This window comes from Micromonospora sp. NPDC006431, assembly GCF_042870725.1.
GTDB lineage: Bacteria > Actinomycetota > Actinomycetes > Mycobacteriales > Micromonosporaceae > Micromonospora.
The window spans coordinates 118,666-144,595 of the sequence record NZ_JBIAHQ010000019.1 but is presented as its reverse complement, the minus strand read 5'-3'; the positions used below and the strand labels follow the sequence as shown (position 1 = coordinate 144,595).

22 protein-coding genes and 2 pseudogenes are annotated in these 25,930 nt (G+C 70.2%); 14 read left to right on the top strand and 10 right to left on the bottom strand.

Translation table 11 applies throughout. From position 1 onward, the window contains the following. Window positions 1–361 precede the first annotated feature (361 nt). The 3 genes from ACFYM6_RS27310 (at window position 362) to ACFYM6_RS27300 (ending at window position 5,610) form a co-directional block, all read left to right on the top strand. Window positions 362–1,111: an LPXTG cell wall anchor domain-containing protein gene (locus tag ACFYM6_RS27310; protein WP_387280029.1), complete on the top strand. Its 750-nt coding sequence runs from the start codon at window positions 362–364 to the stop codon at window positions 1,109–1,111. Window positions 1,112–1,330: 219 nt separating this feature from the next. Beyond that, the gene (locus tag ACFYM6_RS27305) at window positions 1,331–4,768 is read left to right on the top strand and encodes a phosphocholine-specific phospholipase C (protein ID WP_387280027.1); all 3,438 of its coding nucleotides are present in this window, start codon (window positions 1,331–1,333) and stop codon (window positions 4,766–4,768) included. Between the two features lie 185 nt (window positions 4,769–4,953). Next, entirely contained in the window at window positions 4,954–5,610 is a 657-nt protein-coding gene (locus ACFYM6_RS27300) for a maleylpyruvate isomerase N-terminal domain-containing protein (RefSeq protein WP_387280026.1), read from the top strand. Window positions 5,611–5,726: 116 nt separating this feature from the next. Here ACFYM6_RS27300 and ACFYM6_RS27295 read toward each other — a convergent pair. Then, a pseudogene (locus ACFYM6_RS27295) lies at window positions 5,727–6,293 on the bottom strand (DMT family transporter); the annotation flags it as partial. A 363-nt stretch (window positions 6,294–6,656) separates the two neighbouring features. Between ACFYM6_RS27295 and ACFYM6_RS27290 the strand changes: the two are divergent. Next, entirely contained in the window at window positions 6,657–7,538 is an 882-nt protein-coding gene (locus tag ACFYM6_RS27290) for a LysR family transcriptional regulator (protein WP_387280024.1), read from the top strand. A gap of 651 nt (window positions 7,539–8,189) precedes the next feature. Here ACFYM6_RS27290 and ACFYM6_RS27285 read toward each other — a convergent pair. Continuing rightward, entirely contained in the window at window positions 8,190–10,013 is a 1,824-nt protein-coding gene (locus ACFYM6_RS27285; protein WP_387280022.1) for an NAD-binding protein, read from the bottom strand. A 414-nt stretch (window positions 10,014–10,427) separates the two neighbouring features. On the opposite strand from ACFYM6_RS27285, the gene ACFYM6_RS27280 reads away from it, so the two are divergent. Further along, entirely contained in the window at window positions 10,428–11,690 is a 1,263-nt protein-coding gene (locus ACFYM6_RS27280; RefSeq protein ID WP_387280020.1) for an LVIVD repeat-containing protein, read from the top strand. Window positions 11,691–11,825: 135 nt separating this feature from the next. Here ACFYM6_RS27280 and ACFYM6_RS27275 read toward each other — a convergent pair whose 3' ends face one another. The 4 genes from ACFYM6_RS27275 to ACFYM6_RS27260 all read right to left on the bottom strand — a co-directional run bounded on the left by ACFYM6_RS27275 (window position 11,826) and on the right by ACFYM6_RS27260 (window position 13,631). Further along, on the bottom strand, window positions 11,826–12,233 hold the full coding sequence (locus ACFYM6_RS27275; protein WP_387280018.1) for an arsenate reductase ArsC: 408 nt from the start codon (window positions 12,231–12,233) through the stop codon (window positions 11,826–11,828). Beyond that, on the bottom strand, window positions 12,230–12,418 hold the full coding sequence (locus ACFYM6_RS27270) for a hypothetical protein (RefSeq protein WP_387280016.1): 189 nt from the start codon (window positions 12,416–12,418) through the stop codon (window positions 12,230–12,232). The genes ACFYM6_RS27275 and ACFYM6_RS27270 overlap by 4 nt, the downstream gene beginning before the upstream one ends. Next, window positions 12,415–13,158 (bottom strand): aquaporin, encoded by a 744-nt coding sequence (locus ACFYM6_RS27265; RefSeq protein ID WP_387280014.1) that lies wholly within the window; start codon window positions 13,156–13,158, stop codon window positions 12,415–12,417. Before ACFYM6_RS27265 ends, ACFYM6_RS27270 begins: the two co-directional genes overlap by 4 nt. A gap of 89 nt (window positions 13,159–13,247) precedes the next feature. Then, window positions 13,248–13,631 (bottom strand): ArsR/SmtB family transcription factor, encoded by a 384-nt coding sequence (locus ACFYM6_RS27260; protein WP_387280012.1) that lies wholly within the window; start codon window positions 13,629–13,631, stop codon window positions 13,248–13,250. Between the two features lie 278 nt (window positions 13,632–13,909). On the opposite strand from ACFYM6_RS27260, the gene ACFYM6_RS27255 reads away from it, so the two are divergent. The 3 genes from ACFYM6_RS27255 to ACFYM6_RS27245 all read left to right on the top strand — a co-directional run bounded on the left by ACFYM6_RS27255 (window position 13,910) and on the right by ACFYM6_RS27245 (window position 16,214). Further along, window positions 13,910–14,236 carry an ArsR/SmtB family transcription factor gene (locus ACFYM6_RS27255; RefSeq protein WP_387280010.1) on the top strand — a complete coding sequence of 109 codons (327 nt, stop codon included), beginning with the start codon at window positions 13,910–13,912 and terminating at the stop codon, window positions 14,234–14,236. After that, window positions 14,236–14,733: a GNAT family N-acetyltransferase gene (locus ACFYM6_RS27250; RefSeq protein ID WP_387280008.1), complete on the top strand. Its 498-nt coding sequence runs from the start codon at window positions 14,236–14,238 to the stop codon at window positions 14,731–14,733. Before ACFYM6_RS27255 ends, ACFYM6_RS27250 begins: the two co-directional genes overlap by 1 nt. A gap of 77 nt (window positions 14,734–14,810) precedes the next feature. Next, entirely contained in the window at window positions 14,811–16,214 is a 1,404-nt protein-coding gene (locus ACFYM6_RS27245) for an FAD-dependent oxidoreductase (RefSeq protein ID WP_387280006.1), read from the top strand. A gap of 139 nt (window positions 16,215–16,353) precedes the next feature. On the opposite strand, the gene ACFYM6_RS27240 is transcribed toward ACFYM6_RS27245, so the two are convergent. Beyond that, on the bottom strand, window positions 16,354–16,725 hold the full coding sequence (locus ACFYM6_RS27240) for an ArsR/SmtB family transcription factor (protein WP_387280004.1): 372 nt from the start codon (window positions 16,723–16,725) through the stop codon (window positions 16,354–16,356). A 256-nt stretch (window positions 16,726–16,981) separates the two neighbouring features. Here ACFYM6_RS27240 and ACFYM6_RS27235 point away from each other — a divergent pair, with 256 nt between their 5' ends. Continuing rightward, window positions 16,982–17,356, top strand: coding sequence for a VOC family protein (locus ACFYM6_RS27235; protein WP_387280002.1), 375 nt, complete (start codon window positions 16,982–16,984; stop codon window positions 17,354–17,356). A gap of 4 nt (window positions 17,357–17,360) precedes the next feature. Further along, window positions 17,361–17,569, top strand: a pseudogene (locus ACFYM6_RS27230) (VOC family protein); the annotation flags it as partial. A gap of 24 nt (window positions 17,570–17,593) precedes the next feature. On the opposite strand, the gene ACFYM6_RS27225 reads toward ACFYM6_RS27230, so the two are convergent. Further along, window positions 17,594–18,181: a carboxymuconolactone decarboxylase family protein gene (locus tag ACFYM6_RS27225; RefSeq protein WP_387280000.1), complete on the bottom strand. Its 588-nt coding sequence runs from the start codon at window positions 18,179–18,181 to the stop codon at window positions 17,594–17,596. Between the two features lie 232 nt (window positions 18,182–18,413). Next, a complete protein-coding gene (locus tag ACFYM6_RS27220; protein WP_387279998.1) occupies window positions 18,414–18,698 on the bottom strand; it encodes a heavy-metal-associated domain-containing protein in 285 nt (94 codons plus the stop codon). Window positions 18,699–18,944: 246 nt separating this feature from the next. Between ACFYM6_RS27220 and ACFYM6_RS27215 the strand changes: the two genes are divergently transcribed. The 4 genes from ACFYM6_RS27215 (at window position 18,945) to ACFYM6_RS27200 (ending at window position 23,656) form a co-directional block, all read left to right on the top strand. After that, window positions 18,945–20,366: an MFS transporter gene (locus ACFYM6_RS27215; RefSeq protein ID WP_387279996.1), complete on the top strand. Its 1,422-nt coding sequence runs from the start codon at window positions 18,945–18,947 to the stop codon at window positions 20,364–20,366. A 240-nt stretch (window positions 20,367–20,606) separates the two neighbouring features. After that, entirely contained in the window at window positions 20,607–21,638 is a 1,032-nt protein-coding gene (locus ACFYM6_RS27210; protein WP_387279994.1) for a M14 family zinc carboxypeptidase, read from the top strand. Between the two features lie 273 nt (window positions 21,639–21,911). After that, window positions 21,912–22,286 (top strand): PadR family transcriptional regulator, encoded by a 375-nt coding sequence (locus ACFYM6_RS27205; RefSeq protein WP_387279992.1) that lies wholly within the window; start codon window positions 21,912–21,914, stop codon window positions 22,284–22,286. After that, complete coding sequence (locus ACFYM6_RS27200) at window positions 22,283–23,656, top strand: permease prefix domain 1-containing protein (RefSeq protein ID WP_387279990.1); 1,374 nt, start codon at window positions 22,283–22,285, stop codon at window positions 23,654–23,656. The genes ACFYM6_RS27205 and ACFYM6_RS27200 overlap by 4 nt, the downstream gene beginning before the upstream one ends. Before the next feature lie 95 nt (window positions 23,657–23,751). Here ACFYM6_RS27200 and ACFYM6_RS27195 read toward each other — a convergent pair whose 3' ends face one another. Beyond that, window positions 23,752–25,578: an AMP-dependent synthetase/ligase gene (locus ACFYM6_RS27195; protein ID WP_387280039.1), complete on the bottom strand. Its 1,827-nt coding sequence runs from the start codon at window positions 25,576–25,578 to the stop codon at window positions 23,752–23,754. Window positions 25,579–25,930: the final 352 nt, after the last annotated feature.

The following is a 25,930-nucleotide window of genomic DNA, read 5'->3' as shown; positions in this document are numbered from 1 at the left end:
GAAGAGAGGGCATTCCCGCACGTGTGAGCAGCCCATGTCACTCCGATCTGGCCAGCACCCGGGGCGAATGGGCGGGTTGGCATGAGTTGGAGGGGTAGGTCTCGGTCAGCGAGCATACATACCGTATGGATAACTAGCGATCCGGGGGTGATCATGGCGAAACACCGCTGATCAACGGCCTGGTCGCGCCCGACTCCGGCCACGGCGCGGTCGGACGTCTCCGCCCGAACACCTTGGACGCGGCCTTCCTCGACCTCCGCCTTCGCACCACGTCGTCGCGGCCAGTGAGCGTCCAATATTGACGGTCCTGCCGGGTGTGCGATCATGTGCCGTCCCCTCTACCACTTTCGGAGGATTCCTCATGCGACAGCGTCGGCGCGTGGCGCGCGCGGCCCTCACCGCAGCCGCCGCCACGGCCCTGCTCGGCCTTGCCGCCCCGGCCTGGGCCACCGGCAACCCGCACAACCCGCCGGGCGACAACGGCACCGTGAAGATCGACGGGGTGCCCTTCTCGGACAAGGTCGACAACGAGCCGCACGTCACCTGCGAGTTCGAGCTCGAGTTCTTCAACTTCGACGAGAACCAGAAGGCGAACCTCACCCTGTGGGCGCAGCCGCCGTCGAGCACGCCGAAGGACAAGATCGTCTGGTCTCGGCAGAACGTGCCGATCAGCAACGATCCGGCCTCCGGCGCGGAGAACGACCACGACGAGGTCATCCGGCTCTCCGCCAATGACCTCGACCTGTCCGGCCTCACGCAGAAGCAGCAGGGCTACCACATCAAGCTCGACGTGGAGCTGATCGGCGGCAAGTCGGCCGACGGCAAGCACAAGGTGTTCTGGCTGAAGCCGTGCGCCTCCTCGGCGTCGCCGTCGTCGAACCCGTCGACCCCGGGCGGTTCGGAGAACCCCTCCGAGAATCCGTCCGGCACCCCGGGTGCCTCGGGTTCATCCGTGGGTGGCGGCACCGGTGGCGGCGGTACCGAGGGCGGCCTGCCGATTACCGGTGTGGCTGCCACGAGCATCTCGCTCATGGGCCTCGCGCTGATCGGCGGCGGTGTCCTGCTGATGGCGCTGCGCCGTCGCCGGGACAAGATCCGCTTCACCAGCTGACCTTCCGCGCCACTCGGAAACCGGCCGTCGGACCTCGCGTCCGGCGGCCGGTTCCGTTCTCGGCCGTGCCGCTGCAGCCTGGCGACGAAGGTGAACGGGTGCGACGGAGAACGTGGCTATACAGCCGATGGAACATTCCACGTTGATGCTTGAACAGTCAACGAAGACTCGTCACTCAAGGGTTACCTCGTGCTACCGGAGCGACCTACTCTCCGCACCATGTCTGACATCTCCCGCCGCAGGCTTCTCGGCGCCGTCGCCGGTGGCGCCGCCCTTTCTTTTCTGCCCCCGTCACTGCTGAAGGCGATGGCCGCGCCGCTGCCTCCCGGCGGTATGGATGCGATTGAACACGTCATCATCCTGATGCAGGAGAACCGTTCCTTCGACAACTACTACGGCACCCTCAGGGGCGTGCGCGGCTTCGGCGACCGTACGCCGCTGCGTCTGCCCACCGGGGCCACCGCCTTCGAGCAGCCGCGGTCCGGTGGTGGCAAGGTCCTGCCGTTCTCGGCCCGGCAGGCGGCGGTCGACGCCGGCCGCCGCGAGAGCGACATCCAGTACCTCGGTGCGCTCCCGCACGGCTTCTCCGACGCCAACCAGGCCCGGGCGAACGGCTGGTGGAACGACTGGATCGCGGCCAAGGGCCAGAGCACCATGGCCTTCTACGACCGGCGCGACATCCCTCTCCAGTACGAACTGGCCGACCGTTTCACCATCTGCGACGCCTACTTCTGCTCGGTCTACGGCTCGACCAACCCCAACCGCAACTACCTGTGGACCGGCACGACCGGCTACGAGCCGGACGGCGCCAACCGGGCGGTCACCAACGCCGCCTACTCCTACACCCACGCGGGCTATGACTGGACGACGTACCCCGAGCGGCTGGAGGCCGCCGGCGTCTCCTGGCAGATCTACCAGGAGTGGGACAACTTCACCGACAACGCGGTGGAGTACTTCCGGCCCTGGAAGGAGATCGGCCGGAAGATCCTCGCCAAGGTCAGCGGCCAGTACTCGACCACCGAGCAGTTCTACGACGGCCTGTGGGGCAAGACCGCGGACCAGCGGAAGGCCGCACTGGCCCAGTTCCAGCAGGGTGTCGACGCGCTGACCGAGGCGGAACGTCGGCTGTTCATGCGGGGTGCCTACCGCTCCGAGCCGAACACCCTCGTCCAGCGGATCAGGACCGACATCAAGAACGGCACGTTGCCGAAGGTGAGTTGGCTGGTTCCGACGGCGGCGCTCTCCGAGCACCCCAGCTCCTCCACCCCGGTCGGCAGCGCCAACCTCATCTACGAGGTTCTCGACGCCATCGCGAGCGACCCGAAGACCTGGTCGAAGACGGCCTTGTTCATCAACTTCGACGAGAACGACGGCTACTTCGACCACGTGCCGGCCCCGGTCGAGCCCCGGCCGGACTCCGGCAACAGCGACGACTGGTTCAACGGCCTCCCCGTCGGCCCCGGCCCGCGGGTGCCGATGACGGTCGTCTCGCCGTGGACGGTGGGCGGTTTCGTCTGCTCGGAGGCGTTCGACCACACCTCGGTCATCCGGTTCCTGGAGAAGTGGACCGGTGTCCAGGAGCCCAACATCAGCGCCTGGCGCCGCAGCGTGTTCGGCGATCTGACCTCCGCCTTCGACTTCAACCGCGGATACGCGCAGCCCAAGTTGGAGCAGCCCGGCCCGGTGCCGTCGGCGGTCGGCCGCTGGAACCCCGTACCGCCGAAGAACCAGTCGCTCCCGGAGCAGGAGGCCGGCACCCGCCCGACGCGCCCCTCGCCGTACCGGCTGTCCCTGCGGGCCGACGTCACCGGCTCCGGCGTCCGGCTCCGGCTCGGCAACGCGGGCACCACCGCCGCAACGTTCACCGCCTACCCCGGTGACGGCACCGCCCCGCGCGCGTGGACCGTCGCCGCGGGCGGCACCGCCGACAACCCGGTCGGGTACGCCGCCGACGGCTACGACCTGCAGGTCACCGGCCCCGGCTGGTCCGTCTGGGAGCTGCGCGGCACCGGTGTGGGCGCCGAGGCGTACCTGGTCGAGCAGGCCGTCCCCGGCCAGGTGAAGGTCCGGTGCGCCAACCCCTCCACCGCCACCCGCACGCTCCTCGTCGGCGAGTCGGTCTATCCGCGCAACCCCGGCGACCATGTCCAGAGCGTCACCCTCGCGCCCGGCGAGACCCAGACCGTGCCGATCCACCTCCCCGACCACGGCTGGTACGACGTCGTGGTCGTCGACCAGGAGGACCCGGCGTTCCTGCGCCGGATGACCGGCCGCCTGGCCGACGGCAGGCCCGGCGTCACCGACCCGGCGACCGGTACCGCCCCGGCGCTGGCCGCGACGATCACCCTGCCGGAGCCGCTGCCCTCCCTGGACACACCGTTCGCGCAGGGCAGTCCGGCCGATGTCGTCGTCACCGTGCGGAACCAGGCCGACGCCAAGCTCGACCGGCTCTCGGTCGCCCTGCTCGCCCCCTCCGGCTGGACGGTCGAACGGACCGCCGCGGCGCCGACGGTGGTTGCCGCCGGGGACTCGGCCGATGTGCGCTTCACCGTCACGCCCGCCCCGAACGCCACCGCAGGCAGCCTGGTGGTCGCCGCCCACGGCGACGGTAGCGGCCTGCTGAGGCTCGCCGACGCACGGGTCCGCTCCCGGGTCGCCCCGGCGATGAGCGTCTCGCTGACCGGTCCGGCGAGTTCGCCCGGCACCGACGGCACCGTGATCTCGCCGGGCAGGCCGGTCACCCTGACCGCCACCGTCACCAATGCCGGCGCCACCCCGCTTACCAACCTGGCCGCCACGCTGGCCCTCCCGACGGGCTGGACGGCCACCCCCAGGGGCGACGCGCCGACGGCCGTTCCGGCCCGCTCCTCCGCCCGACTGGAGTGGGACGTCGTCGCACCCGCCTCGGCGGCGCGCGTCTCCGGCAGCCTCAAGGCGACCGCCACGGCGAACCTGAGCGGCAGCGTCCAGCAGGCGACGGCGTCCCTGTCCGCCAAGACCGGGCCGGTCATGACCGGCTACCTGCTCGCGGAGGACTTCGAGTCCGTCGTCCCCGCGCTCGCCCCGGCGGCCGACCTCAGCCGGCCCGGCCTGCTCGGCTGGACCCGGACCACCCCCGAGGGCTGGACGGTCACCAACGCGCCGGCCATGCCACAGGGCACCCGGGAACTGCAGGGCTGGACCTTCCTGTCCAAGCAGTTCTGGTTCCCCGGAGGGCAGAACCGCCCCAACTTCAGCCGCTCTCTCGGCGTCGTCGCGGTCGCCGACCCCGACGACTGGGACGACACCGGCAGCCCGTCCGGCCGGGGCCGGTTCGACTCGACCCTGACCACTCCGGCGGTGGCCATCCCATCGGGCACCTCCACCCTCCACCTGGGCTTCGACTCCCACTACCGGCAGGAGAGCCCGCAGGAGGCCGAGGTCACCGTCCAGTTCGATACCGGCGACAAGGTCCAGCTGCTGCACTACAGCAGCGCCACCTCCGGAAACACCAACCAGGGCCGGGACCAGGAGAACCGGCTCGTCCGGCTCTCCTGCCCCGTCCCGGCTGGGGCCACGTCGGCGAAGGTCAACTTCCGGATCTTCGATGCTGGCAACAACTGGTACTGGGCGATCGACAACGTCCGCCTGGGCACCAGCCCGATCGTCGACGCCTGACCGGCCGGCGGCCTGACCGCCCCCGCGCGGGGACGCATGATCGTCCCCGCGCGGAGCCGCGGTGCAGGCCAGGAGGCGGGCCCGCCGTACCGGCCGGCCCGCCTCCTGGCCTGAGCGCCGGCGGCACCTGCTCGCCCAACGGTGTCGCCCTCGACATCGCCCCGGTCCGGCAATACGGTGCCGCAGTGGATCTCTTCTCACGCTCTTGGGCAGCGTTGCGCACGGCGGTCGCCGAACTCCCGGACGAGGACTTCGCACAGCCGTCCGGCTGTACCGGCTGGCTCGTGCGAGACCTGGTCTGCCACCTGATCATCGACGCTCAGGACGTCCTGATCACCCTCGTGACCCCCGCCGAAACGGAACCGACCCGGAACGCGGTGTCCTACTGGGACGTCGCCGAAACGCCGCCGACCGGCGACGACCCGCTCGACGCGCTGATCGTCCGGCTGGCCGCCGCGTACGAGGATCCGCGGCTGCTGAAGTTCCACCTCGACGACGTCGGCTCCGCCGCCGGGCGCGCCGCCGAACTCGCCGACCCGGCGGTCCGGGTCGGCACGCGTGGTGAGGTCCTCACCGTGGACGACTACCTGTCCGCTTACGTCCTGGAGTGGACGCTGCACCACCTCGACCTGATCGCGCATCTCCCGGGCGCGGCGGACCCTCCCGCCGAGGGGCTCGCCTGGTCACGCGAGCTGCTGGAAAAGATCGCCGGAGCCTCGTTCCCCGCGTCGTTCTCCGACCGGGATGCGCTGCTCGTCGGCACCGGACGCCGCGCGCCGACCGACGCGGAGAAGGTCGAACTGGGCGAGCTGGTCGCGAAGCTCCCGTTCATCCTCGGCTGAGCCGGCCTTCGGATGATCCCTCCCGCCGTAACTCGATCCAGAAAGGCCCGGGCACGAGTCGTCGCGCCGGGCCGCGGCTTGGCGGTCGAGGCGGTCTGGACGGCCAGGGCGTTGGCCGACACGACGATGGCTATGCCGAGCCACTCGTGCGGTTCCAGGACCTGGCCGAGGAGGGCGAGGCCGGCCAGCGCGGCCAGCACCGGGTGGATGCTCATGAACACGCCGAAGAAGCGGGCCGGCACGGTACGCAGCGCGACCAGGTCGGCGGCGTAGGGCACCACCGAGCTGAGGATGCCCGCACCGACGGCGTAGAGGATCGCGGTACCGGCCAGTCGTCCCTGCGCGAGCAGGATCGCCGCGACCGGCAGGTAGAGCAGCGCAGACACCAGGGTTGCCGCCGCCGGTGCCTGCAGCCCCGGCAGGCGGGCCCCGACGAGCCGGTTGAGCAGGATGTACGCCGCCCAACACGCCGCCGCGAGCAGGCCGAGCCCCACTCCGAGGTAGTCGCTGGCCGGACCCGGTAGGACCAGGACGTACACGCCGACGCAGGCGCCCGCCGCGCAGAGCAGGTCGAGCCGGGTTCGGGAACCGGCCAGGGCGACGGCGAGCGGGCCGAGGAACTCCAGGGTGACGGCCAGGCCGAGCCCGACCCGGTCGATCGCGGTGTAGAGACTGAGGTTCATCGTGGCGAAGACCAGCCCGAGCAGCAGGGTCGGCCACCATTGCGCCCAGGTGAAGCGGCGCAGGTTCGGGCGTACGGCCGGCAGTAGCACCGCCGCCGCGACGAACTGCCGCACGGCGACGACCCCGGCGGGCCCGAGGGTGGCGAACGCGTGCGCACCCAGGGCCGCCCCGACCTGGCTGCTCGCCGCACTTCCGGTCATCGTGGCGATCCCGCGCAGCAGCGGTCCACGGTCGGCTCCAGCCGGTTGACAGAGGCCCTGAGCAGCAACTTCACCTGCCGTCTTCACGGTCATGAAGGCAGTGTCGACCCGCACCGACTGATACGAGAAATGCACTAGCCGCCAGAGTTATACGCTTTGCGTATGGATGTGCAGCTGCGTCAGCTCCGTACCCTCGTCGCGGTGGTTGACGTCGGCACCTTCACCGACGCGGCAGCTGTCCTGGGCGTCTCTCAGGCGGCGGTCTCGCGTTCCGTCGGCGCCTTGGAGGCGGCGCTCGGCGCTCGCCTGCTCCAGCGCACGACCCGGCACGTCTCGCTCACCCCCACCGGCACCCGCGTCGTCGCCGCCGCCCGCCGGGTCCTTGACGAGGCCGCCCACCTGCAACGGATCGTCGAGGAGTCCCGCACCGAGCTGCGCGTCGGCTATGTCTGGGCGGCGCTGGGCAAACACACCAGACGACTGCAGAAGACGTGGGCCGCCGCCCACCCCCAGGTGCCGCTGGTGTTCGTCCAGTCCAACACCCCGACCGCCGGGCTCAGCGAAGGCACCGCCGACGTCGCCGTGATCCGCCGGCACCTGGCCGATCCCCGTTTCGACACGGCGCTACTCGGTGTGGAGGCCCGCTACGCCGCCGTCGCCACCGACAACCCGCTGGCCCGGCGACGATCGGTACGCACCGCCGACCTGGCCAGGTACACCGTCGCCATCGACAGCCGGACCGGCACCACCACAACCGCACTGTTCCCGCCAGGTGCCGAACCCACGACCATCCGCACCACCCACGGCGTCGACGAGTGGCTCACCCTCATCGCCGCCGGCCAGGCGGTCGGCATCACCTCCGAGGCCACCGCCAACCAGAACCCCAGACCCGGGGTGGTGTACCGCGCCGTCCGCGACGCCCAGCCGATACCGGTCTGGCTGGCATGGTGGAAGGACGACCCACCCGCCCACCTCACCGAACTCGTCAACCTGGCCTGCGAAACCTACCGGACGGGCCAACCCCGGCAGGACCGCCCCGCGTAGCGGAGCACGCCGCCGCCCTTGCCGAAGGGCCCAATTGGTGGAACATGCGTGGCACTGCCAAGTCTCCACCGACCCATCGGCGAGTGTGACCGAGACGGCCGAGCGGCCCGGAGCGAACACCTCCCGGACCCTGCCGGCGATCACTGAGCGGGCGATGTCCTCGAGCAGGGCGACGTCTTCAGGGCCGCCTTCCAGTTCCCATCGGCCGCCGTAGTCACCGACCCCGAGGATGAGTTCGTCGGAGAAGTCCGTCCATCCGAAGGCACGAGCATCGGGGTTACGTGGTGTGACGCCCACCGATATCCCGCCCTCGATGCTGTTGACCTCCACAGTCGCCACCCCTGCCAACTCCTGTGCCAACTGCCTCGCGATTTTCAGAGTTGGTGTCCGGGCGAGTTGATTGGGGTCGGGTTCGTCACGGCCGTGCTCCTCTGTCACGCGGTCAGTCTGCCAAGTCTCGGGGGTGAGGCGGACGCTGTGGTCCCGTTCCATGAGGCGGCGTTATCAGACGTGAATCAGGCCATTGGGGGGCCGCCCAATCCCACATCGGACACGTCATGTCCCGATCCGATCTTGTGCGATCCGCGTCACTGCGCTGAACGGCCTCCTGGTGAGGCCTCCAGCCGGCCCGCGTCATCGGGCGGCCCCGGGTCACGCCGGTTCGGGCTCCGTCGGATGCGCGGTCGGGTGGACCGGCGGGGGACCCAACAGCCGCATCGGTGGTGCCGCGGCGAGCGGGGGCGGATCGGCGCTGGGCACGGTGCGGGGCAGCAGCGCGGCGAGCCCGGCGCGGGTGGCCACCACGATCAGCCGGTCGGTGCGGACCAGTGGCCGGCGCTCCGGCAGGGCCCAGATCGTCTGACCGGCCCGCCCGGTCCGCATCGCGATGACCTGGACCGCGCCGGGCTGGGACAGGTCGCGGCAGTATCGGCCCTCGATGTCGGATCCGGCGCCCACCGGGAGGTCGGCCACCAGCAGCACCCGGCGGCCGACGGAGATGGTGTCGATGACCTGGCGGCCCATCATGGCGGCCGCGAACGCGGGCGCGGCGAGGTAGGACACGCTGCGCGACTGGTGGATGCCGAAGGTCCGCTGGACCCGCTGGGCGAAGCCGTCGTCGAACAGCCGGAGCACCACCCGCAGGGGCTCCACCGTCGTGTCCGGCGCGGTGTGGTGCGCCCGGTGCGCCGAGCGCCCGGTCAGGGCGGTCTCCAGGTTGGTCACGTCGTCGGAGGTCAGCACCACCAACGCCCGGCAGGTCTGCACCGAGGCGGCCCGCAGCGTCTCGGGGCGGGTCGCGTCCCCGACGATCACGGGCAGGCCCAGCTCTCGGGCGACCGCGACGCCCCGGGCTGACTCCGCCCGGTCGACCGCGACCACCTCGATGCCGAACGAGTGGAGTTCCTCGATCACCCGGGTGCCGATGTTGCCCAGGCCCACCACGATCACGTGGTCGTCGACCGGGTCGATGAGCCCGCCGGCGGCCACTGCCAGTCGGGCGTGCACCAGCGAGTCGACCATCAGGGCCGTGACCGTGGGTAGCAGGGCCACGCCGGCGACCACCAGCACGACCTCGGTCACCTTCGCCATCAGCGGGGCGGCCGGGTCGGCGTTGGCGCCGCCCAAGGTGGTGAGCAGGGTCAGATAGCCGGCCTCGGCCAGGTTCAGGCCGCGGGCGTACGCGAGCACGGCGCTGCCGACGGCGAACAGCGCGACCATCCCGGTGAGCGCCAGCCGCAGGCGGCGGCCGAAGACCAGCCCGGCGGCCCGCAGCAGGCGGGGACGCCGGCGGGCCGGTGGCGGCGGACGTCGGCCGTACGTCCGGACCAGGACCAGGTCGGCGGCTTCCTGGTCCGCCGGGAGGGCGACCGGCTCCGGCCCGGCCGTGTCGGCCAGGCCGCAGACGACGTCCGCAGCGGGGTCGAGGGCGGCGCGGCTCGCGATACGTACCAGATCGTCGTCGCGGAGCCGCAGGTAGGTCGGGGCGTCCTCGCCGAGGGCGGCGGCGACGAACGCCGGTGCGGCGATCTCTGATCCGGACAGCACTGCGCAGTCCCCGAGCATGGTGGCCACGCCCTCGCCGAGGACCGCGTTGAAGAGCCGAACGACCAGCCGTACCTCCGGTGCCAGCTCACGCACGATCATCGCGATGTCCACGTTGGTCACGTCGTCGTCGCCGACCAGCGCCACGGCAGCGGCATCACGCACTCCGGCGCGCTCCAGCACCTCGGCGGTCAGGCGGTGGGCCACGACGAGGTTTGGGCGCGGTCCCGCAGCTCCGGTCTCCGGCAGCCCGAACTCGGCGATGTCCGGCGCGTGGCTGTCAGTCAACGACGGCAGGACCACCGTGACAGGGACGCCGTAGCGGTCCATCAACTCGGTGACCAGCCGGCGGGCCAGTGCGCCGGCCCCGCAGACCACGAACCGCTGGCCCACCGGCTCCGGGCCGAACCCCTGCCTGGTGTCATCGGACACACCTGAATGGTAGTCAGCGACAGCTACGGCCGGCGTCTCGACCGGCCGGCGGCAGGCAGCAACGGCAGCGTCCACCCTGTCGATGTGACCGATCCGGTGTTCCAGGCGTCGAAGCAGTGGCCGGCATCCTCAACGTATCGGTGTCAGTGGTGAAGACTCCGAACGCCCGTGCACTGAACAGGCTGCGGGCACTGCTCGGCGAGGACTTCGTACGAACCTGACAGCCCGCGGCCAGCCTGGCCGTCCGCCTCGTGCCGATGCAGGGATAGCGACAGATGGAAATGTTTGGCAGGCTGATCTTCACCTTCGTGATCGCGTCATGTGGCGACACGTCCGACGTGAGGGAGCGCCGTGCGTACACCTTCCCGAATCCGATCACTCGCCGTCGCCGGTGCGGCGGTTCTGCTTGCCCTGATGGCTTCTCCTGCCGAGGCGCACGAGCCGTGGGACGACGGGTCCGTTCCACCACCCCCGCCCAGCAGCCCGGCCGACGGCTACAGCCGTAACATGCACCTGCTCTCCACCGACGCGCATACCGGTGGCGTCAACTCCGACCTCGCCTTCTCCGGCAGCCTCGTCTACGCCGGCCACTACGGCGGCTTCCGCATCATCGACGTCTCCGAGCCGGGCGCGCCGGTCGAGTTGGCCGACGTGCACTGCAACGGTCCCCAGGGCGACGTCTCGGTCTGGGGCAGTTTGCTGTTCCTGTCCGTGGACACCCCGCAGAGCACGCCAGGCTGCGAGGGGTCCCGTAACGTCACCGCGTCCACCCCCGGCGCCTGGGAAGGGATCCGTGTCTTCGACGTCAGCGACCCGACCGCGCCGCGGTTCCTGCAGGCGATCCGGACCGACTGCGGCTCGCACACCCACACCCTCGTGCCCCGGGAGGACGGCGGCACCTACATCTACGTCGCGTCGTACCCGCTGAGCGCCAGCAACATCGGGCCGGACTGCCAGGCCCCGTTCGAGCGGATCTCGGTGATCGACGTGCCGGGTGGCGACGCCGCCGCCGGCCTCGCCGCGAAGGTCGTCGCCGAGCCCACCGTCAAGGGGATCGACCTCATGTCCGGCGCGTCCGGCGACTTCTTCGCCTGCCACGACATCCAGGTCCTGACCCCGCGCAAGCTCGCCGCTGCGGCCTGCCTGTCCCAGGGGCAGCTCTGGGACATCAGCAACCCTCGGGAGCCCCGGGTGACCGCCAACATCGACACACCGGACGTGGACATCTGGCACAGCGCGGCGTTCACCCACGACGGGAAGTACGTCACCTTCGGCGACGAGTACTTCGGGCCCGCGCAGGAGCCGTACGGGGCGCTCTGGACCTACGCGGTCGACAACCCGAGCACGCCGTTGAGCCACCTGCGCATCCCGCGTGCCGAGCCGAACACGTACCACAACTTCAACTACGTGCCGGTCGCCGGGCGGAACATCCTGGTTTCCTCCGCTTACGGCTCGGGGACCTCGGTGGTCGACCTGACCGACCCGGGCAACCCGAAGGAGATCGGCTATTACGACATGCAGTCCAACCAGTGGTCGACGTACTGGTACAACGGCCTGATCGTCGCCAACGACATCTCCCGCGGTGTGGACGTGATCCGGTACAGCGGCCCGGAGACGGCCGGCGCCAAGAAGCTGCCGATGCTCAACCCGCAGACCCAGACGTTCCTGCTGCGCTGACACGCCTGTGAAGAAGTGGGCGGGCGCCAACGGTGCCCGCCCGCTTTGCGTCGTACTGTACAGCCGCGCCGGCGCCCGGTCGACGTATGCCCGGGGGAGCGGGTTGGACGCTTTGGCTGGTGACCCGACGATGGGTCAGGCGTTGGGGTGCAGTTCGGTGAGCAGCTTCTCGACTCGGGTTCGGATCTCGTCGCGGATCGGGCGGACTGCCTCGAGGCCCTTGCCGGCGGGGTCTTCGAGCTTCCAGTCCTCGTAACGCTTACCAGGAAAGACGGGACAGGCGTCGCCGCAGCCCATGGTGACGATGACGTCGGAGGACTCCGCGGTCTCGTACTCGAGGAACTTGGGGGTCTGGTCGGCGATGTCGATGCCGACCTCGCGCATGGCCTCGACGGCGGCCGGGTTGACGGCCTCGGCGGGGGCGGAGCCGGCGGAGCGGACCTCGACGGTGTCGCCGGCGAGGTGGCGCAGCCAGCCGGCGGCCATCTGGGAGCGGCCGGCGTTGTGGACGCAGACGAACAGGACGCTGGGCTTGTCGCTCATGGGGTGCCTTTCGGGCAGTACGGGTCGTGGGGCCGGTTGACCGGCGCGTTGTCGGGGTCGAGGGTCAGGTGGCGATCCGGGTTGCGGTTGCGGTCGACGGTGCGGTAGCGGCCGGGGTCGTGACGGCGGTTGACGAAGACGTGATCAGGCCGAGCCGTGTCGGCATCGCGCGGATGCGGTGTCATGAACGGCGACCGAGGGCGACGTCCTCGTCGGTGGGGACGACAACCTGGTCCGCGGCGCCGCCCGCGTCGGGGTAGAGAGCGGCGAGTAGGCCGACACCGACGGCGAGGCCGACGAGTTGGGCGAGGACGAACCCGGGTACCGAGGTGGCGGCGATGCCGGCGAAGGTGTCGGTGAAGGCGCGGCCGATGGTGACCGCCGGGTTGGCGAACGAGGTGGAAGAGGTGAACCAGTACGCCGCGCCGATGTACGCGCCGACCGCGGCGGGGGCGACGGCGGCGCGGCCGGAGCGGGCGAGGGCGAAGATCAGCAGGATCAGCCCGGCCGTGGCGACGACCTCACCGAGCCACAGGTGGCCCGCAGCGCGGTCCTTGTGGGAGAAGTCGACGGCGGCGAGGTCGAACATCAGGTTCGCCAGCACTGATCCGGCGATCGCGCCGAGGACCTGGGCCGCGACGTAGCCGCCCAGGTCCCGGGCGGGGAGGCCGGTGCCCGCGCGGCGGCCGAGGAACCAGTCGGCGGCGGACACGACCGGATTGAAATGGGCCCCGGAGACGGGGCCGAAGATCAGGATCAGGGCGCCGAGGGCGAAGGCGGTGGCGGTGGCGTTTTCCAGCAATTGGAGGCCGACGTCGCCGGGGGAGAGGGTGGTGGCCATGATGCCGGAGCCGACCACGGCGGTGACCAGCAGGGCGGTGCCGACGAACTCGGCCAGCAGGCGCCGCCGAAGTGTGATGGTCATCAGTCTGTTCTCTCTCCTGCTGATCAACAGCAGGTTGCCAGGTAGGAGTGCAAATCTGCCAGTGCGGCGAGGGCACCGTCAGAGGCGGCTTACCGCTGAGATGCGGCGGTCGGCTCGATCGACAGCAGGGCAGCGAGCTGGCGCAGGATCTGCGGGCGGGCGCGGTAGTAGACCCAGGTGCCCCGCCGTTCGGCGTCGACCAGGCCCGCCTCGCGCAGCGTCTTGAGGTGGTGGGAGATCGTCGGCCCGGTCAGGTCGAATGCCGGCGTCAGGTCGCACACGCACGCCTCGCCGTCTTCCGCGGAGGCGATCATCGACATCAGCTGCAGCCGGACCGGGTCGCCGAGTGCCTTGAACGCGGGCGCGAGTACCGCGGCCGCCTCGGCCGGGACCCGCCGCTGCGCCAGCGGGAGGCAGCACGGCGCCTCCGCGTTGAGGTCGACGACGGGGAGCGACGCCTGTTGCTTCGACATGCCTCTAGGTTGACATCTCTCTAATCAGCGTGCAAGCCTCTGATTCGACAAACGTCAAGACAGGTGTCCCGACGAAACGAGGACCAGCATGTTCGGCTCCACTCGCCGCCCACGGGCACTGCTGCCCGGTGCCCGGTGCCCGGTGCCCGGTGCCCGGTGCTGGTTCTGCGACTCCTGCGCCCAGGTATCCACCCCCGTGCAGCGGGCCGAGCGCTGCCGCGACCAGACCCCGCTAGACTTTCATCGCCAATCGGCGATAAACGATAGAAGGAGTGCTGGTGGACGACCTGCTCGACCGGGACACCGCCCAGACCTATGCCGCGTGGTTCCGGGCCCTCGCGGACCCGACCCGGGTGCAGATCGTCGAGTACCTCGCCCGGCACGCCCGGCCGATGAGCGTCGGCGAGATCGTCACCGCGGTCGGACTGGCGCAGTCCACTGTCTCCCAACACCTGAAGATCCTCACCGAGGTGCGGTTCGTGCTCGTCCAGCCCGTCGGCACCGCCCGTCACTACCGCATCAACGACGCCTGCCTCGGCTGCTTCCCGTCGGCCGCCGATGTGGTGATGGGCCGTCCGGCTCCGCAGCCGAAGGGAGGCTGCTGATGGCCGACGTCACTGTCCGCCCCATGACGGCGGACGACGCCGACCGGGTCCTTGCCATCTACCAGGCCGGCCTCGACGGCGGCAACGCCAGCTTCGAGACCACCGCGCCGACCTGGACGGCGTTCGACGCCGGCAAGCTGGCCGAACACCGGTTCGTTGCCATCGACGCAGACGATGCCGTCGTCGGCTGGGTCGCCGTCTCGCCCACCTCGACCCGCGCCGTCTACGCGGGCGTGGTCGAGCATTCCGTCTACATCGACCCCGCCGCCCAGGGGCGCGGCGCCGGCCGACTGCTCCTGGGCGCCCTGATCACGTCGACCGAGGCCGCCGGCATCTGGACCATCCAGTCCGGCGTCTTCCCCGAGAACGCCGCCAGCCTCGCCCTGCACCAGCGCGCCGGGTTCCGGGTCATCGGCACTCGCGAACGCGTCGGACGCCACCATGGCCACTGGCGCGACGTCATCCTCCTCGAACGCCGGAGCCCCACCATCACCTGACACTCGACCGCCGCCGTGGACCGGCAAGCCTACTGAACCACGCTGATTCGATGGACATCAACGCAAGGAGTTCTGTGATGAGCACCCTGGACCAGTTGCCGGTCGCCGTCATCGGCGCCGGCCCGGTCGGCCTCGCCGCCGCCGCCCACCTGCACGAGCGCGGCCTGCCCTTCACCGTCCTCGAAGCCGGCGACACCGCCGGCACGGCGGTGCAGCAGTGGGGCCACGTCCGCGTCTTCTCCCCGTGGCGGTACAACATCGACCCGGCCGCACGGCGCCTGCTCGACGACGCGGGCTGCGTCGCCCCCGACCTCGAGGCCCTGCCCACCGGCGCCGACCTCGTCGCCGACTACCTGCAGCCGCTCGCCGAGCTGCCGCAGCTCAAGCCCCGCATGCGCTACGGCGTCCGCGTGGACGCGATCAGCCGCCTCGGCTTCGACCGGCTCCGCACCGCCGGCCGCGAGCAGGCCCCGTTCCTGATCCGCCTCGCCGACGGTGAAGAACTGCTGGCCCGCGCGGTCATCGACGCCTCCGGCACCTGGGGCACCCCCAACGTCCTGGGCGCCTCCGGCCTCCCCGCCCGCGGTGAGAAGGACGCCACGGCGTACCTGGACCACGCCCTCCCCGACGTGCTCGGCGCGGACCGCGACCGGTTCGCCGGCCGCCACACCCTGGTCGTCGGCGCCGGCCACTCCGCCGCCAACAGCCTGCTCTCCCTCGCCGAACTCGCCGCCGCGACGCCGGGCACCGAGGTCACCTGGGCGATCCGCTCCGCCTCCCCGGCCCGCGCCTACGGCGGCGGCGACGCCCTCCCGGCGCGGGGGGCGCTCGGCTCGCGCCTGCGCTACCACGTCGAGGCCGGCCGCATCCGCCTGCTCACCGGCTTCTCCGTCCACGCGATCACCCCGGCCGGCGGGCGCGTCGCTGTCGTCGTCCGCCACGCCGACGGCACCGACGAGTCAACCACCGTCGACCGGATCGTCGCCGCCACCGGATTCCGACCCGACCACACCATCGCCGCCGAACTGCGCTTGGACCTCGACCCGATCATGGGTACCACCCGCGCCCTCGCCCCCCTGATCGACCCGAACGAGCACTCCTGCGGCACCGTCCCCCCGCACGGGGTCGACGAGCTTGCCCACCCCGAGCCCGGCTACTACGCCGTCGGCATGAAGAGCTACGGCCGGGCGCCCACCTTCCTCATGGCCACCGGCTACGAGCAGGTCCGCTCCGTCGTCGCCGCCCTCGCCGGCGACTGGGCCGCCGCCCGCGACATCCAGCTCGATTTGCCCGAGACCGGAGTCTGCAACAGCAACCCCGCCGACTCCTCCGGCACCGACAGCTGCTGCGGCACCAGCCCGGAGCCGGTCGGCAAGGGCCTCGCCATTGGCAGCTCCGGCGGCCTGCTGTCCGCACCGCTGAACCTGACCAGCCTCGACACCCCGACCAGCGGCCAGACCGGCGGCTGCTGCGCCAGCTGATGACCACCTCCACGATGACGCCCGCCGACCCCACCGTCGGCGGGCACCACCGGTGGCGCACGCGAAAGGACGCCACGAGGCGAGCGGCTGGGTCATCCTGCCCGTCCGCGACGACGCGCGTGGTGCTCGCTAGCGGCCCTCAGCGAGTCCTCTTCGTCGCCCGCTTGCGGGGTGGGGTCAACAGGTCGGCTATCGCCGCGATCGCGGACGGCACCACGCGGTAGTACGCCCAGACGCCGCGTTTCTCGCGTTCGAGCAGGCCGGCCTCGGTGAGGATCCGAAGGTGATGACTCACGGTCGGCTGGGAGAGTTCCAGCGGCGCGGTGAGGTCACTTACGGACGCCTCGCCCTCCGGGGCGGACTGGATCAGGCTGAGCAGCCGCAGTCGGGCCGGGTCGGCGAATGCCTTCAGCACTCCCGCGAGCCGCTCGGCATCGGCACGCTTGATCGGCTCGCCAGCCAGCGGCGAGATAGCAGGCATAGTAGTTTTGGCAGTTCCCACGTCTTCCATCGTTCCACGAACACCATCGATCCGCCGGTGGAACCGGTCCAGTACCCGATGGCGATCGCCGATGAGTCGCTTACCCCTTGGGTCACGACCTTGCGGGCGGCCTCAGGCTCTGGTGGGCTGCCCTTCCATGGCTGTGCCCTCGCCGACGAGAGTTCGCCAGAGCGCGAGTCGGGTTGTCGGTGACGGTACCGGTCCCGGACAAAGCGGAACCGGGCCGGGCTAGTGCTGGTTACGCTGTCGCAGGAGGTGAGCCATCATGTTGACAGACGCACCGGTGCAGGCGGCCATTCCAGCGGGCGACATGGAACGGGCCAAACGCTTCTATCGCGACACGCTGGGCCTGACGATTTCGCGGGAGGCCGAGGACGCCGTTCATTTCGAGTCCGGTGGCACGCAGTTCTTCATCTATCCCACCTCCAACGCCGGGCAGGCGCCCCACACGTTGGCGGCCTGGTTGGTCGCTGACCTCGACGCCGAAGTGGCGGACCTGCGAGGGCGGGGCGTGACGTTCGAGGAGTACGACATCCCTGGGCTCAAGACCGTCAACGGCATTGCAGAATTTCCGACGATGCGTGGCGCCTGGTTCAAGGACAGCGAAGGCAACATTCTCGCCGTGAGCCAGCCCCGCTAAGGGCCGCCGGGACGAGCCGGAGCAGGGGAAGCCCCGGCTGCACATCGACGTCAACGCCACCGACCGCGAGCAGGACGCCGAGCTCGAACGCCTCCTGAAGCTCGGGCGCGCCCGGCCGACGTCGGCCAGACCGGCGAGGAGTCCTGGCACGTTCTTGCCGACCCCGAGGGCAATGAGTTCTGCCTGCTCAAGGCCCGCCTCAACCCGCTCTGACGGCGCTGTGTCCACGGTTCTGGCCTAGACCTGGCGGCCGTAGGTGACGGTTTCCCGGACGAGCCGCGGCGCCTTCTCGGCAAGCTGCGGATCAGGCCGTGCTCCGAGCGCGTCGTTGATGGTGGAGAACGCCAGCCGGAACGCGATCCAGGTCGTCGCCTCGAAGATCTCCTGGTCGTTGAGGCCCGCGTGGCGTAAACGCTCCACGTGGGCCTCGGTTGTGGCATTCGGATCCTGGACGACCTGGCGGGACCAACCGGCGAGTGCGGCCTCCCGCTCGGACAGGTCACTGTCAACGCCTTGCAGCACCCTTGCGGCGGTCGCCTCGTCACTGAGTTCGGCCAGCCTGGAACCCCACGCCAGTGCACAGTAAGCGTCGCCGCGGGCAGCGGCGGTGGCAGCAACCATCACAGCTATTTCCCTCGCTGACAGGGCTGAGCCGGCCAGGAGATCGGCACGCAGGGCCTGGAAGGACGCCAGCACGTCAGGACGCCAGCACCAGACACGAGTGAGGTTGTTGACGTAGCCGTCGGAGGTGACATCGGCCTCGTAGGCGGCGGCCACCGCCGAACTCTTCGGCGGGTCAGTGAGGAACGCAGCCGGGCGGTTCATAGGGTTAGCGTGCTGCACTCAGCGACCACCCGAGGACCGATCAACGACAGCTCGGAAGTCACCTTCTTGTCCCACTGTCGCCGCAGCTGGTCAGGCGGGCTCGTAGTTGGTCATCGGTGGGCTCGACCAGGAAGCTGCCGTAAATCGGTGGCGGCCTCGTCGCCGGCACGGATGGCAGGCCGCATCCCCAGGGCGCCAGACGGCTCCGCGGGGATGCGGGCGTGCCTGCGGGTCAGTCCGCGATCTGGTAGCCGGCCCGCTGCACGGCGGCGCGGACCTCGGCGGTGTCCAGCGGGTTTTCGCTGAGGACGGTGATGGTGCCCGCGGCCACGTCGGCCTGCACATCGGTCACGCCCGTGATCCCGGAGACGTGCCCGGTCACCTTCTTGGCGCAGCCGCCGCAGGTCATGCCCGACACCTGATAGGTGCTCCGGGACGCCGCACCGGTGTCGGTGGCAGCAGGGCCGCTGTCGATCGTGACGGTGCCGCAGCCGCAGTTCGACTCATTGCCGCACATGTGGATCTCCTCCGTGTCGCAGACGATGCCGTGGCGGTGCGCCAGGCAGCCGCCCAAGCGATCGGGCCAGCTGCCCGTTGGCCGGCGCTCTGAACATACCCCTCCCTGGTATCCGTCTCAAGGCCTTGGCGGACTCTCATCCCCTGCAGCATGTGTAAGCCGGTACAACTTGACGGCCTATACGGGTGGGGGGTAGAAAAACTGCGCTACCGATACCCCCTAGGGGTAAGCGAAGGAGTAATCGCCATGTCATCTCCATCGAAGCGCTGGTGGGCCCTCGGACTCATCGCCCTCGCCCAGTTCATAGTCATCATGGACACCTCGATCATCGGCGTCGCACTACCACGCATCCAGGCGGATCTCGGCTTCTCACCCGAGAACCTGTCCTGGGTCTTCAACGCCTACGTCGTCGCGTTCGGCGGCCTGCTCCTGCTCGGCGGCCGACTGTCTGATCTGCTCGGCGCCCGACGCATGTTCGCCGCCGGCTGGCTCATCCTGCTCATCGGCTCCGCTGTGGCCGGCCTGGCCGACAGCGTGGTGGTCGAGCTCACCGCCCGTGCCGTACAAGGAGCCGGCGCGGCCCTCATCGCCCCATCCGCGCTCACCCTGCTGATGACGCTGTTCGGCGCCGAACCCAAGGAACTTACCCGCGCTCTCGCCCTCTACGGCGCCGCGGCCCCCGCCGGGGGCACCGCCGGCGTCTTCCTCGGCGGCGTCATCACGGAATACGTCAGCTGGCCCTGGGTCTTCCACATCAACATCCCGATCGCTGTGCTCGCGCTGCTGGCCACCCCGGCGCTGATGCCCGCTGGCGGCACGCGTAAGGGGTCGCTGGACGTCTTCGGCGCCTTGACGGTGACCGTGGGCCTCGGCGCGGCCGTCTACGGAATCGTCCGGGCCCCCGAGGTCGGCTGGGCCTCCGGGCAGACCTGGCTGGTCCTCGCCGGCGCCGTCGTCGCCCTGGGCGCGTTCGTCGCCATCCAGGCGGCGCGCCGCGAGCCGCTGGTGCGGCTGTCGATTTTCCGCGCCCCGAACCTCGCCGCCGCCAACGTCGCCCAACTGCTGCTCGGCGCGGCGTGGATCCCGATGTGGTTCTTCCTCAACCTCTACCTGCAGCACGTCCTCGGCTACAGCGCCTTCCCCAGCGGCGCCGCGCTGCTGCCGATGACGATCCTCATCATGGTCGGCATGATCGCGCTCGCCCCGCGGGCCATCGCCCGGTTCGGCGCGAAGCCCATGGTGGTCACCGGCCTCGCGGTTCTCGCCGTCGGGCTCGGCTGGCTCGCCCTGGTCCGCCCGGACGGCAGCTTCGCCGTGGACGTCCTGCCCGCTTCGCTGGTCGCGGCGCTGGGCATGTCCCTGGCGTTCATCCCGTCTCTCGGTACGGCGATCTCCAGCGCCCGGCCTGAGGAGGGTGGCCTCGCCTCGGGCATCGTCAACACCAGCTACCAGGTCGGCTCTGCCCTTGGCCTGGCGGCCATGACCGCGGTTGCCGCCTCCGCCGGAGCGGACCGGCTCGGCGACCTGCCCGCCCTGACCGACGGCTACTCCGCCGCCTTCGTCGGCGCCGGGATCATCGCCGCCGCAGGCGCAGTCACCGCTGGTCTCACGCTGCGCGCGGCGAATCGGCGGCGGACCGACGCCGCCGAGCCGGTGCCCGCGGGCTGACCCGTACGGGAATCACGGCCGGCATGGAACGCCGGTGGGTCAGACAGATCCTGGCTGGCCCACCGGCGTCAACCACGCGACCGGTCCCCGTATCTCCGAGGTCTTCGAGGTCCTCCGGCAACCCTGCTAACCCGATCCCTTGGCAAAGACAAGACTTGTCCACGGTGGTGAGTCCGGGATACGAAGGCGTCAAGCCACCAGCCACTGTGACTCACCTCCAACCGATCGCAAGGAGCATCGATGCGTAGAAGCCTCGCGGCGCTCGCCACGGCCGGTCTGCTCGCCACCGTCCTGACCGGCGCCCCGCCGGCCTCCGCCAGCCCGACACATCTGCCAGGCGGTCCATGCCTGCAGCCCAGCCAGAATGTGAGCCTGTCCAGCGTCGCCGGTTACGACGATGTCCGTCAGGTGCTCGATCGGATCGAGCGGACCAGCCGGGGACTGGTCCGGGTCGACTCGGCGGGGACCTCTGGCGAGGGGCGGGAGTTGCTGTACGCGACGGTCGGCAGCGGTCCGATGACCTTCTGGCTGCAGGCGCGGATCCACGGCAATGAGCTGCACAGCACCGAGGCGGTGCTCCAGATCCTCGATCACCTCGCCAGTGGATCCCCGGAGGCACGCCTGATCCGCGAGAAGCTCACCGTCGTGGTGATCCCGATGTACAACCCCGACGGCTCCGAGGCGAACATCCGGCAGAGCACGACCCCCAACCGCGTCGACCTCAACCGCGACTGGGAGAACTTCGCCCAGCCGGAGTCCGCCGCCTTCTGGCGGCTGTGGCGCCAGGTGGCCCCGCAGCTGGCGCTCGATCTGCACCACATGGGCCAGGCTCCCGTGGTCAACGGCACCGATCAGCTCAACCAGTTTCAGATCGGCGCCCGGTCCATCGACCCGTCACGGATGACGGCCGAGCAGTGGCTCACCAACCGCCAGATGGCCATGGTGAGCGTCGACGCACTCAGCCGCTACGGGCTCGCCAACGTCGCGCACTACCCGCTGATCGACATCACCAACGCCGTGCTCAGCCGCATGCTCATGGGCGGGACGGCTCCCGCGGGCGAGCAGCCCGTGGCGCAGACACCCACCCGGGGCGCCATCTTCTACGAGGTCCGCTCTGTCGGCCAGAAGAGCAACGGTCAGCTCGAAAACCTGTTCCGGATTCCGACCATGGCGGTTCTGAGGGCCGCCGCTGACGGGTCCTTGACGTCGTACGACGTCTCCCGGTACGCCAACCTGCCGTTCGCCAGCCAGGGGTCGTGCGGCCAGGTCTGACAACGCCGATGCCGCGGTGGGCCCAGGTCCGGCAGGGCCCACCGCAGGCGCGCCGGTCGCTCCGCACCCGTCGATCCTCGACGTGTTCCAACTGAGGCGGTGAGCTGTCGAGGGAAAGCCGCCTCAAATCCGCCTCGGCGGCTCCCGGTCCTCACGATGAACTCAGCCCAGCACGAGACGTGCAACTTACTGGCGGGCCCCAGTTCCTTGCGCCGACCTATACCTAGAGCTACTATGCATCATAGTCCTAGGGTGTGAGCTCGGGGAGGTCTCGTGAGGGTCACCAAGGATCTCGTCGCCGCCTCGGCGACACCGATGGTGCTGGGCATCCTCGCCGAGGGGGAGAGCTACGGCTACGCCATCCTCAAGCGGATCAACCAGCTGTCCGGTGGAGAGTTGGACTGGACCGAGGGACTGCTCTACCCGCTGCTGCACCGGCTTGAGCGCCTCGGGCACGTGGAGTCGAGCTGGCAGTCGGTCGCTGGGGAGCGGCGGCGCAAGTATTACCGCATCACCAACAGTGGCCTGGCTGAGCTTGCCGAGCAACGCCGCCAGTGGGACGCGGTCGTGGACGCGCTCAAGCAGGTCTGGCTCGGCCCCGGCGATTTCAGGCCGTTGACAGCGATCCCGCTGGAGGGCCAGGCATGACAGCGCCAGACGGCCAAGACGAACTGGAGGCGCAGTTCGCTCAGTGGCGTCAACACGTACAGCGCCGCTCCGAGCTGAAGCAGTCCGACGCCGAAGAGCTCGAAGACCACCTGCGGGGTTCCGTCGACGAGCTCATCGCCGTTGGCCTACGCGCCGACGAGGCGTTCCTCGTCGCGGTCAAACGCATGGGTGGCCTGGACGAGCTGTCCCGCGAGTTCGCCCGGGAGCATTCGGAACGGCTCTGGAAGCAACTGGTGCTGACCGGCGAGACCGGCGGTCCGGCGGCGGACACCGGGTCGCGGCGCGACCTCACCGCGATGGTCATCTGCGCGGCGGGCGCGGCAGCGTCGATCAAGGTGCCGGAACTGTTCGGGATGAGGTTCGACGAGGATGCCGCGTTCTATGGGCCCAACTTCAGCGTGCTCGCGCTGCCCTGGCTGGCGGCCTTCCTGGCCTGGCGTCGTCACGCCGGGAAGGCGCTGATCGGGATGCTGCTGGCGTTGTTCGCACTCGGCGCCGTGGCGGCCAACGCCTATCCGCTCGCGGAGGACTCCCAGTCGGTGGTCCTGACCAGCATCCATCTCCCCATCGCCCTGTGGATCGTGGTCGGTCTGGCCTATGTGGCCGACGATCTGCGATCATCGCGCCGCCGAATGGACTTCATCCGTTTCACCGGCGAATGGTTCGTCTACTTCGTCCTCATCGCCCTCGGCGGCGGCGTGCTGATGGCATTCATGGTCGGGACCTTCAAGGCCATCGGGATCTCCCCGGAAAACTTCATCTCGCAGTGGCTTCTTCCCTGCGGCGTCGTGGCCGCGGTGGTGGTGGCCGGGTGGCTCGTCGAGGCCAAGCAGAGTGTTGTCGAGAACATCGCCCCGGTGCTCACGCGGCTGTTCACCCCGCTCTTCACCGCCGCGCTGCTGGCCTTCCTCGTTGCCCTCGGCTGGACCACCGCCGGCATCAACGTCGAGCGGGAAGCGCTGATTCTGTTCGACCTCCTGCTGGTCGTGGTGCTGGGGTTGCTGCTCTACTCGATCTCAGCCCGCGATCCGCTCGCCCCGCCCGGCCTGTTCGACAAGCTGCAGTTCGCCCTCGTGGTCAGCGCGCTGGTCATCGATGTGCTGGTGCTGGTGGCGATCACCGGGCGCATCACCGAGTACGGCACCACACCCAACAAGGCGGCGGCGCTGGGGGAGAACGTCATCCTGCTGGCCAATCTCGTCTGGTCGGCGTGGCTGCTGCTGGGTTTCGTCCGCCGGCACACCCCGTTCGCGGCGCTCGAGCGCTGGCAGACCAGCTACCTACCGGTGTACGCCGCGTGGGCCTGGATCGTCGTCCTGGCCTTTCCCCCGTTGTTCAGCTACCTCTGACACCACCACGGCTCTCGGTCACCACCGCCATCCCACCGACTTCAGGCATCGCCCTCCGAGCAGCGGGTCGGTACGGGTCAATCGGGGGTTCGTGGTCAGTGGCCGCGGTAGAGGGCGTCGATGTCAGCGGCGCGATGCCGCTGCACCACCTCGCGTCTGATCTTCAAGGTCGGGGTGAGCTCACCGTTGGCCTCGGTGAAGTCGTCGGGCAGGATCCGGAAGGTCTTGATCGCCTCAGCGTGGGAGACCGACCGGTTCGCCTGGTCGATCGCGGTCTGAATCTCGCCGCGCAGGGCGGGGTCTTCGCGCAACTCCGCCACCGAGGCGCGTGGGTGACCATGCGCGTCGCGCCACCGGGACCACGCCTGCGGGTCGATGGTGACCAGGGCGGCGACATACGGCTTGCCGTTGCCGGTCAGCATGGACTGGCTGACCAGCGGGTGTGCGCGGACCCGGTCCTCGATCGGGTCGGGAGCAATGTTCTTTCCCTCAGCGGTCACCAAGATCTCCTTTGTGCGTCCGGTGATCCGCAGATAGCCGTCGTCGTCGAGGCTGCCGAGGTCGCCGGTGCGGAACCAGCCGTCGGCGGTGAACGTCTCGCTGGTCGCGGCCGGGTTGTTCCAGTAGCCATGGAACACGACGTCGCTGCGGACGAGGACCTCCCCGTCGTCGGCGATGGCCAGTTCCACGCCGGGCAGCGGCCGGCCGACGGTGCCGATCCGCATGCCCGAGGGCCGGTTCACCGCCAGCGCCGGGGACGTTTCCGTCAACCCGTACCCCTCCAGCGTGGTGAGGCCGGCACCACGGAAGAAGTGCCCGAGTCGCTCACCGAGGGGAGCCCCGCCGACGACGGCGAGACGGCACCGGCCGCCGAACGCGGCCCGCAGCTTCCGGTAGACCAGCAGGTCGAACAGACCTCGCCGCAGCCGGAGGCCGATCCCGGGGCCGGACGGCGTGTCGAGTGCCCGGCTGTACCCCACCGACACCCGGTCCGCGACGTCGAACAGCCACCCCCGATGCTGGTCGGCGGCCTTCTGCCGTGCCCCGTTGTACGCCTTCTCGAACACCCTCGGCACCGCCAGGACGAACGTCGGTTGATATCGGCGAAGCTGCTTCAGCACGTCGTGCGCGTTGGGGCTGGGCACCATCGTCGCCCGGGCCTGCACCATCGCCACCTGGACCAACCTGGCGAAAGCGTGCGCCAGCGGGAGGAAGAGGACTGTCGACGCCGTCTGGTTGAACAACTCCGGCAGCGCGGCGACCGCGTTGCCGACGTCGAGGTGGATGTTCCGGTGCGTCAACACGCAGCCCTTGGGTCGGCCCGTGGTCCCGCTGGTGTAGACGATCGTGGCCGGGTCCGCGCCCGACACCGCGGCCCGCCTGCGTTCGACCGCCTCGTCGTCAACGGCCCGGCCCTGCTCGGCCAGCTTGACCAGATCGCTGGAGTCGATCTGCCACACCTGGCGCAACTCCGGCAGCCCGTCACGTACGCCGGCCAGCAGCGCGGCGTGGTCGGCCGTCTCCAGCACGCACCCCACTGCGCCCGAGTCGGCGAGGATCCAGGCCAGCTGCTCCGCGCTCGACGTGTCGTACACCGGAACGGTCACCGCGCCGACCGTCCACACCGCGTAGTCGACCAGGGTCCACTCGTACCGGGTACGGCTCATCAGGCCCACCCGGCTCCCGGGCGTCACGCCGGCCGCGATCAGCCCGCGAGCCACGGCCAGCACGTCGTCGCGGAACTGCCGGCAGGTCACCACCGATGGATCACCGGACGAGCGCGGCCACGACCGGGCGTCCGGGTCAGGGCGCCGGAACTGCACCGCGTCCGGCTCCTGCCGCGCGTTGTCCCACACCACGTCGGCCAGCCCGACCGACTCCCCGCCCGTGATCCTCGGCTCCACTCTGACGTTGCGCCGCATCACGCCCCTCAGCTCTCCACCGATGCGATGTCGCTGCCCGCGCCGACCATCTGCTCTGCTTGCCCTTCCCCGGGCGGCTACCGGGCGATTGCCCGAGGCGTCCGGCGGCAAACGGCCCACGACATGATCCGCACGGCCGCCGTCAGCCGCCGGGACGGATTCGCCTCGGGCTGGGCCAGGCTGCCGGCCCCACGCGCGCCGACCAGCCACCGGGTGAACGACACCCGATACCGGCCGGGATTATCTCCAGCACCAGTGGGAAGCCCATGACATGGCCTCTCCGGACGATCGTGGCCGGGGAAGATCGGGCCGTCCCGCCGAGCGTCTCGGCCGGGCCCTGTGGCTGCCGGCC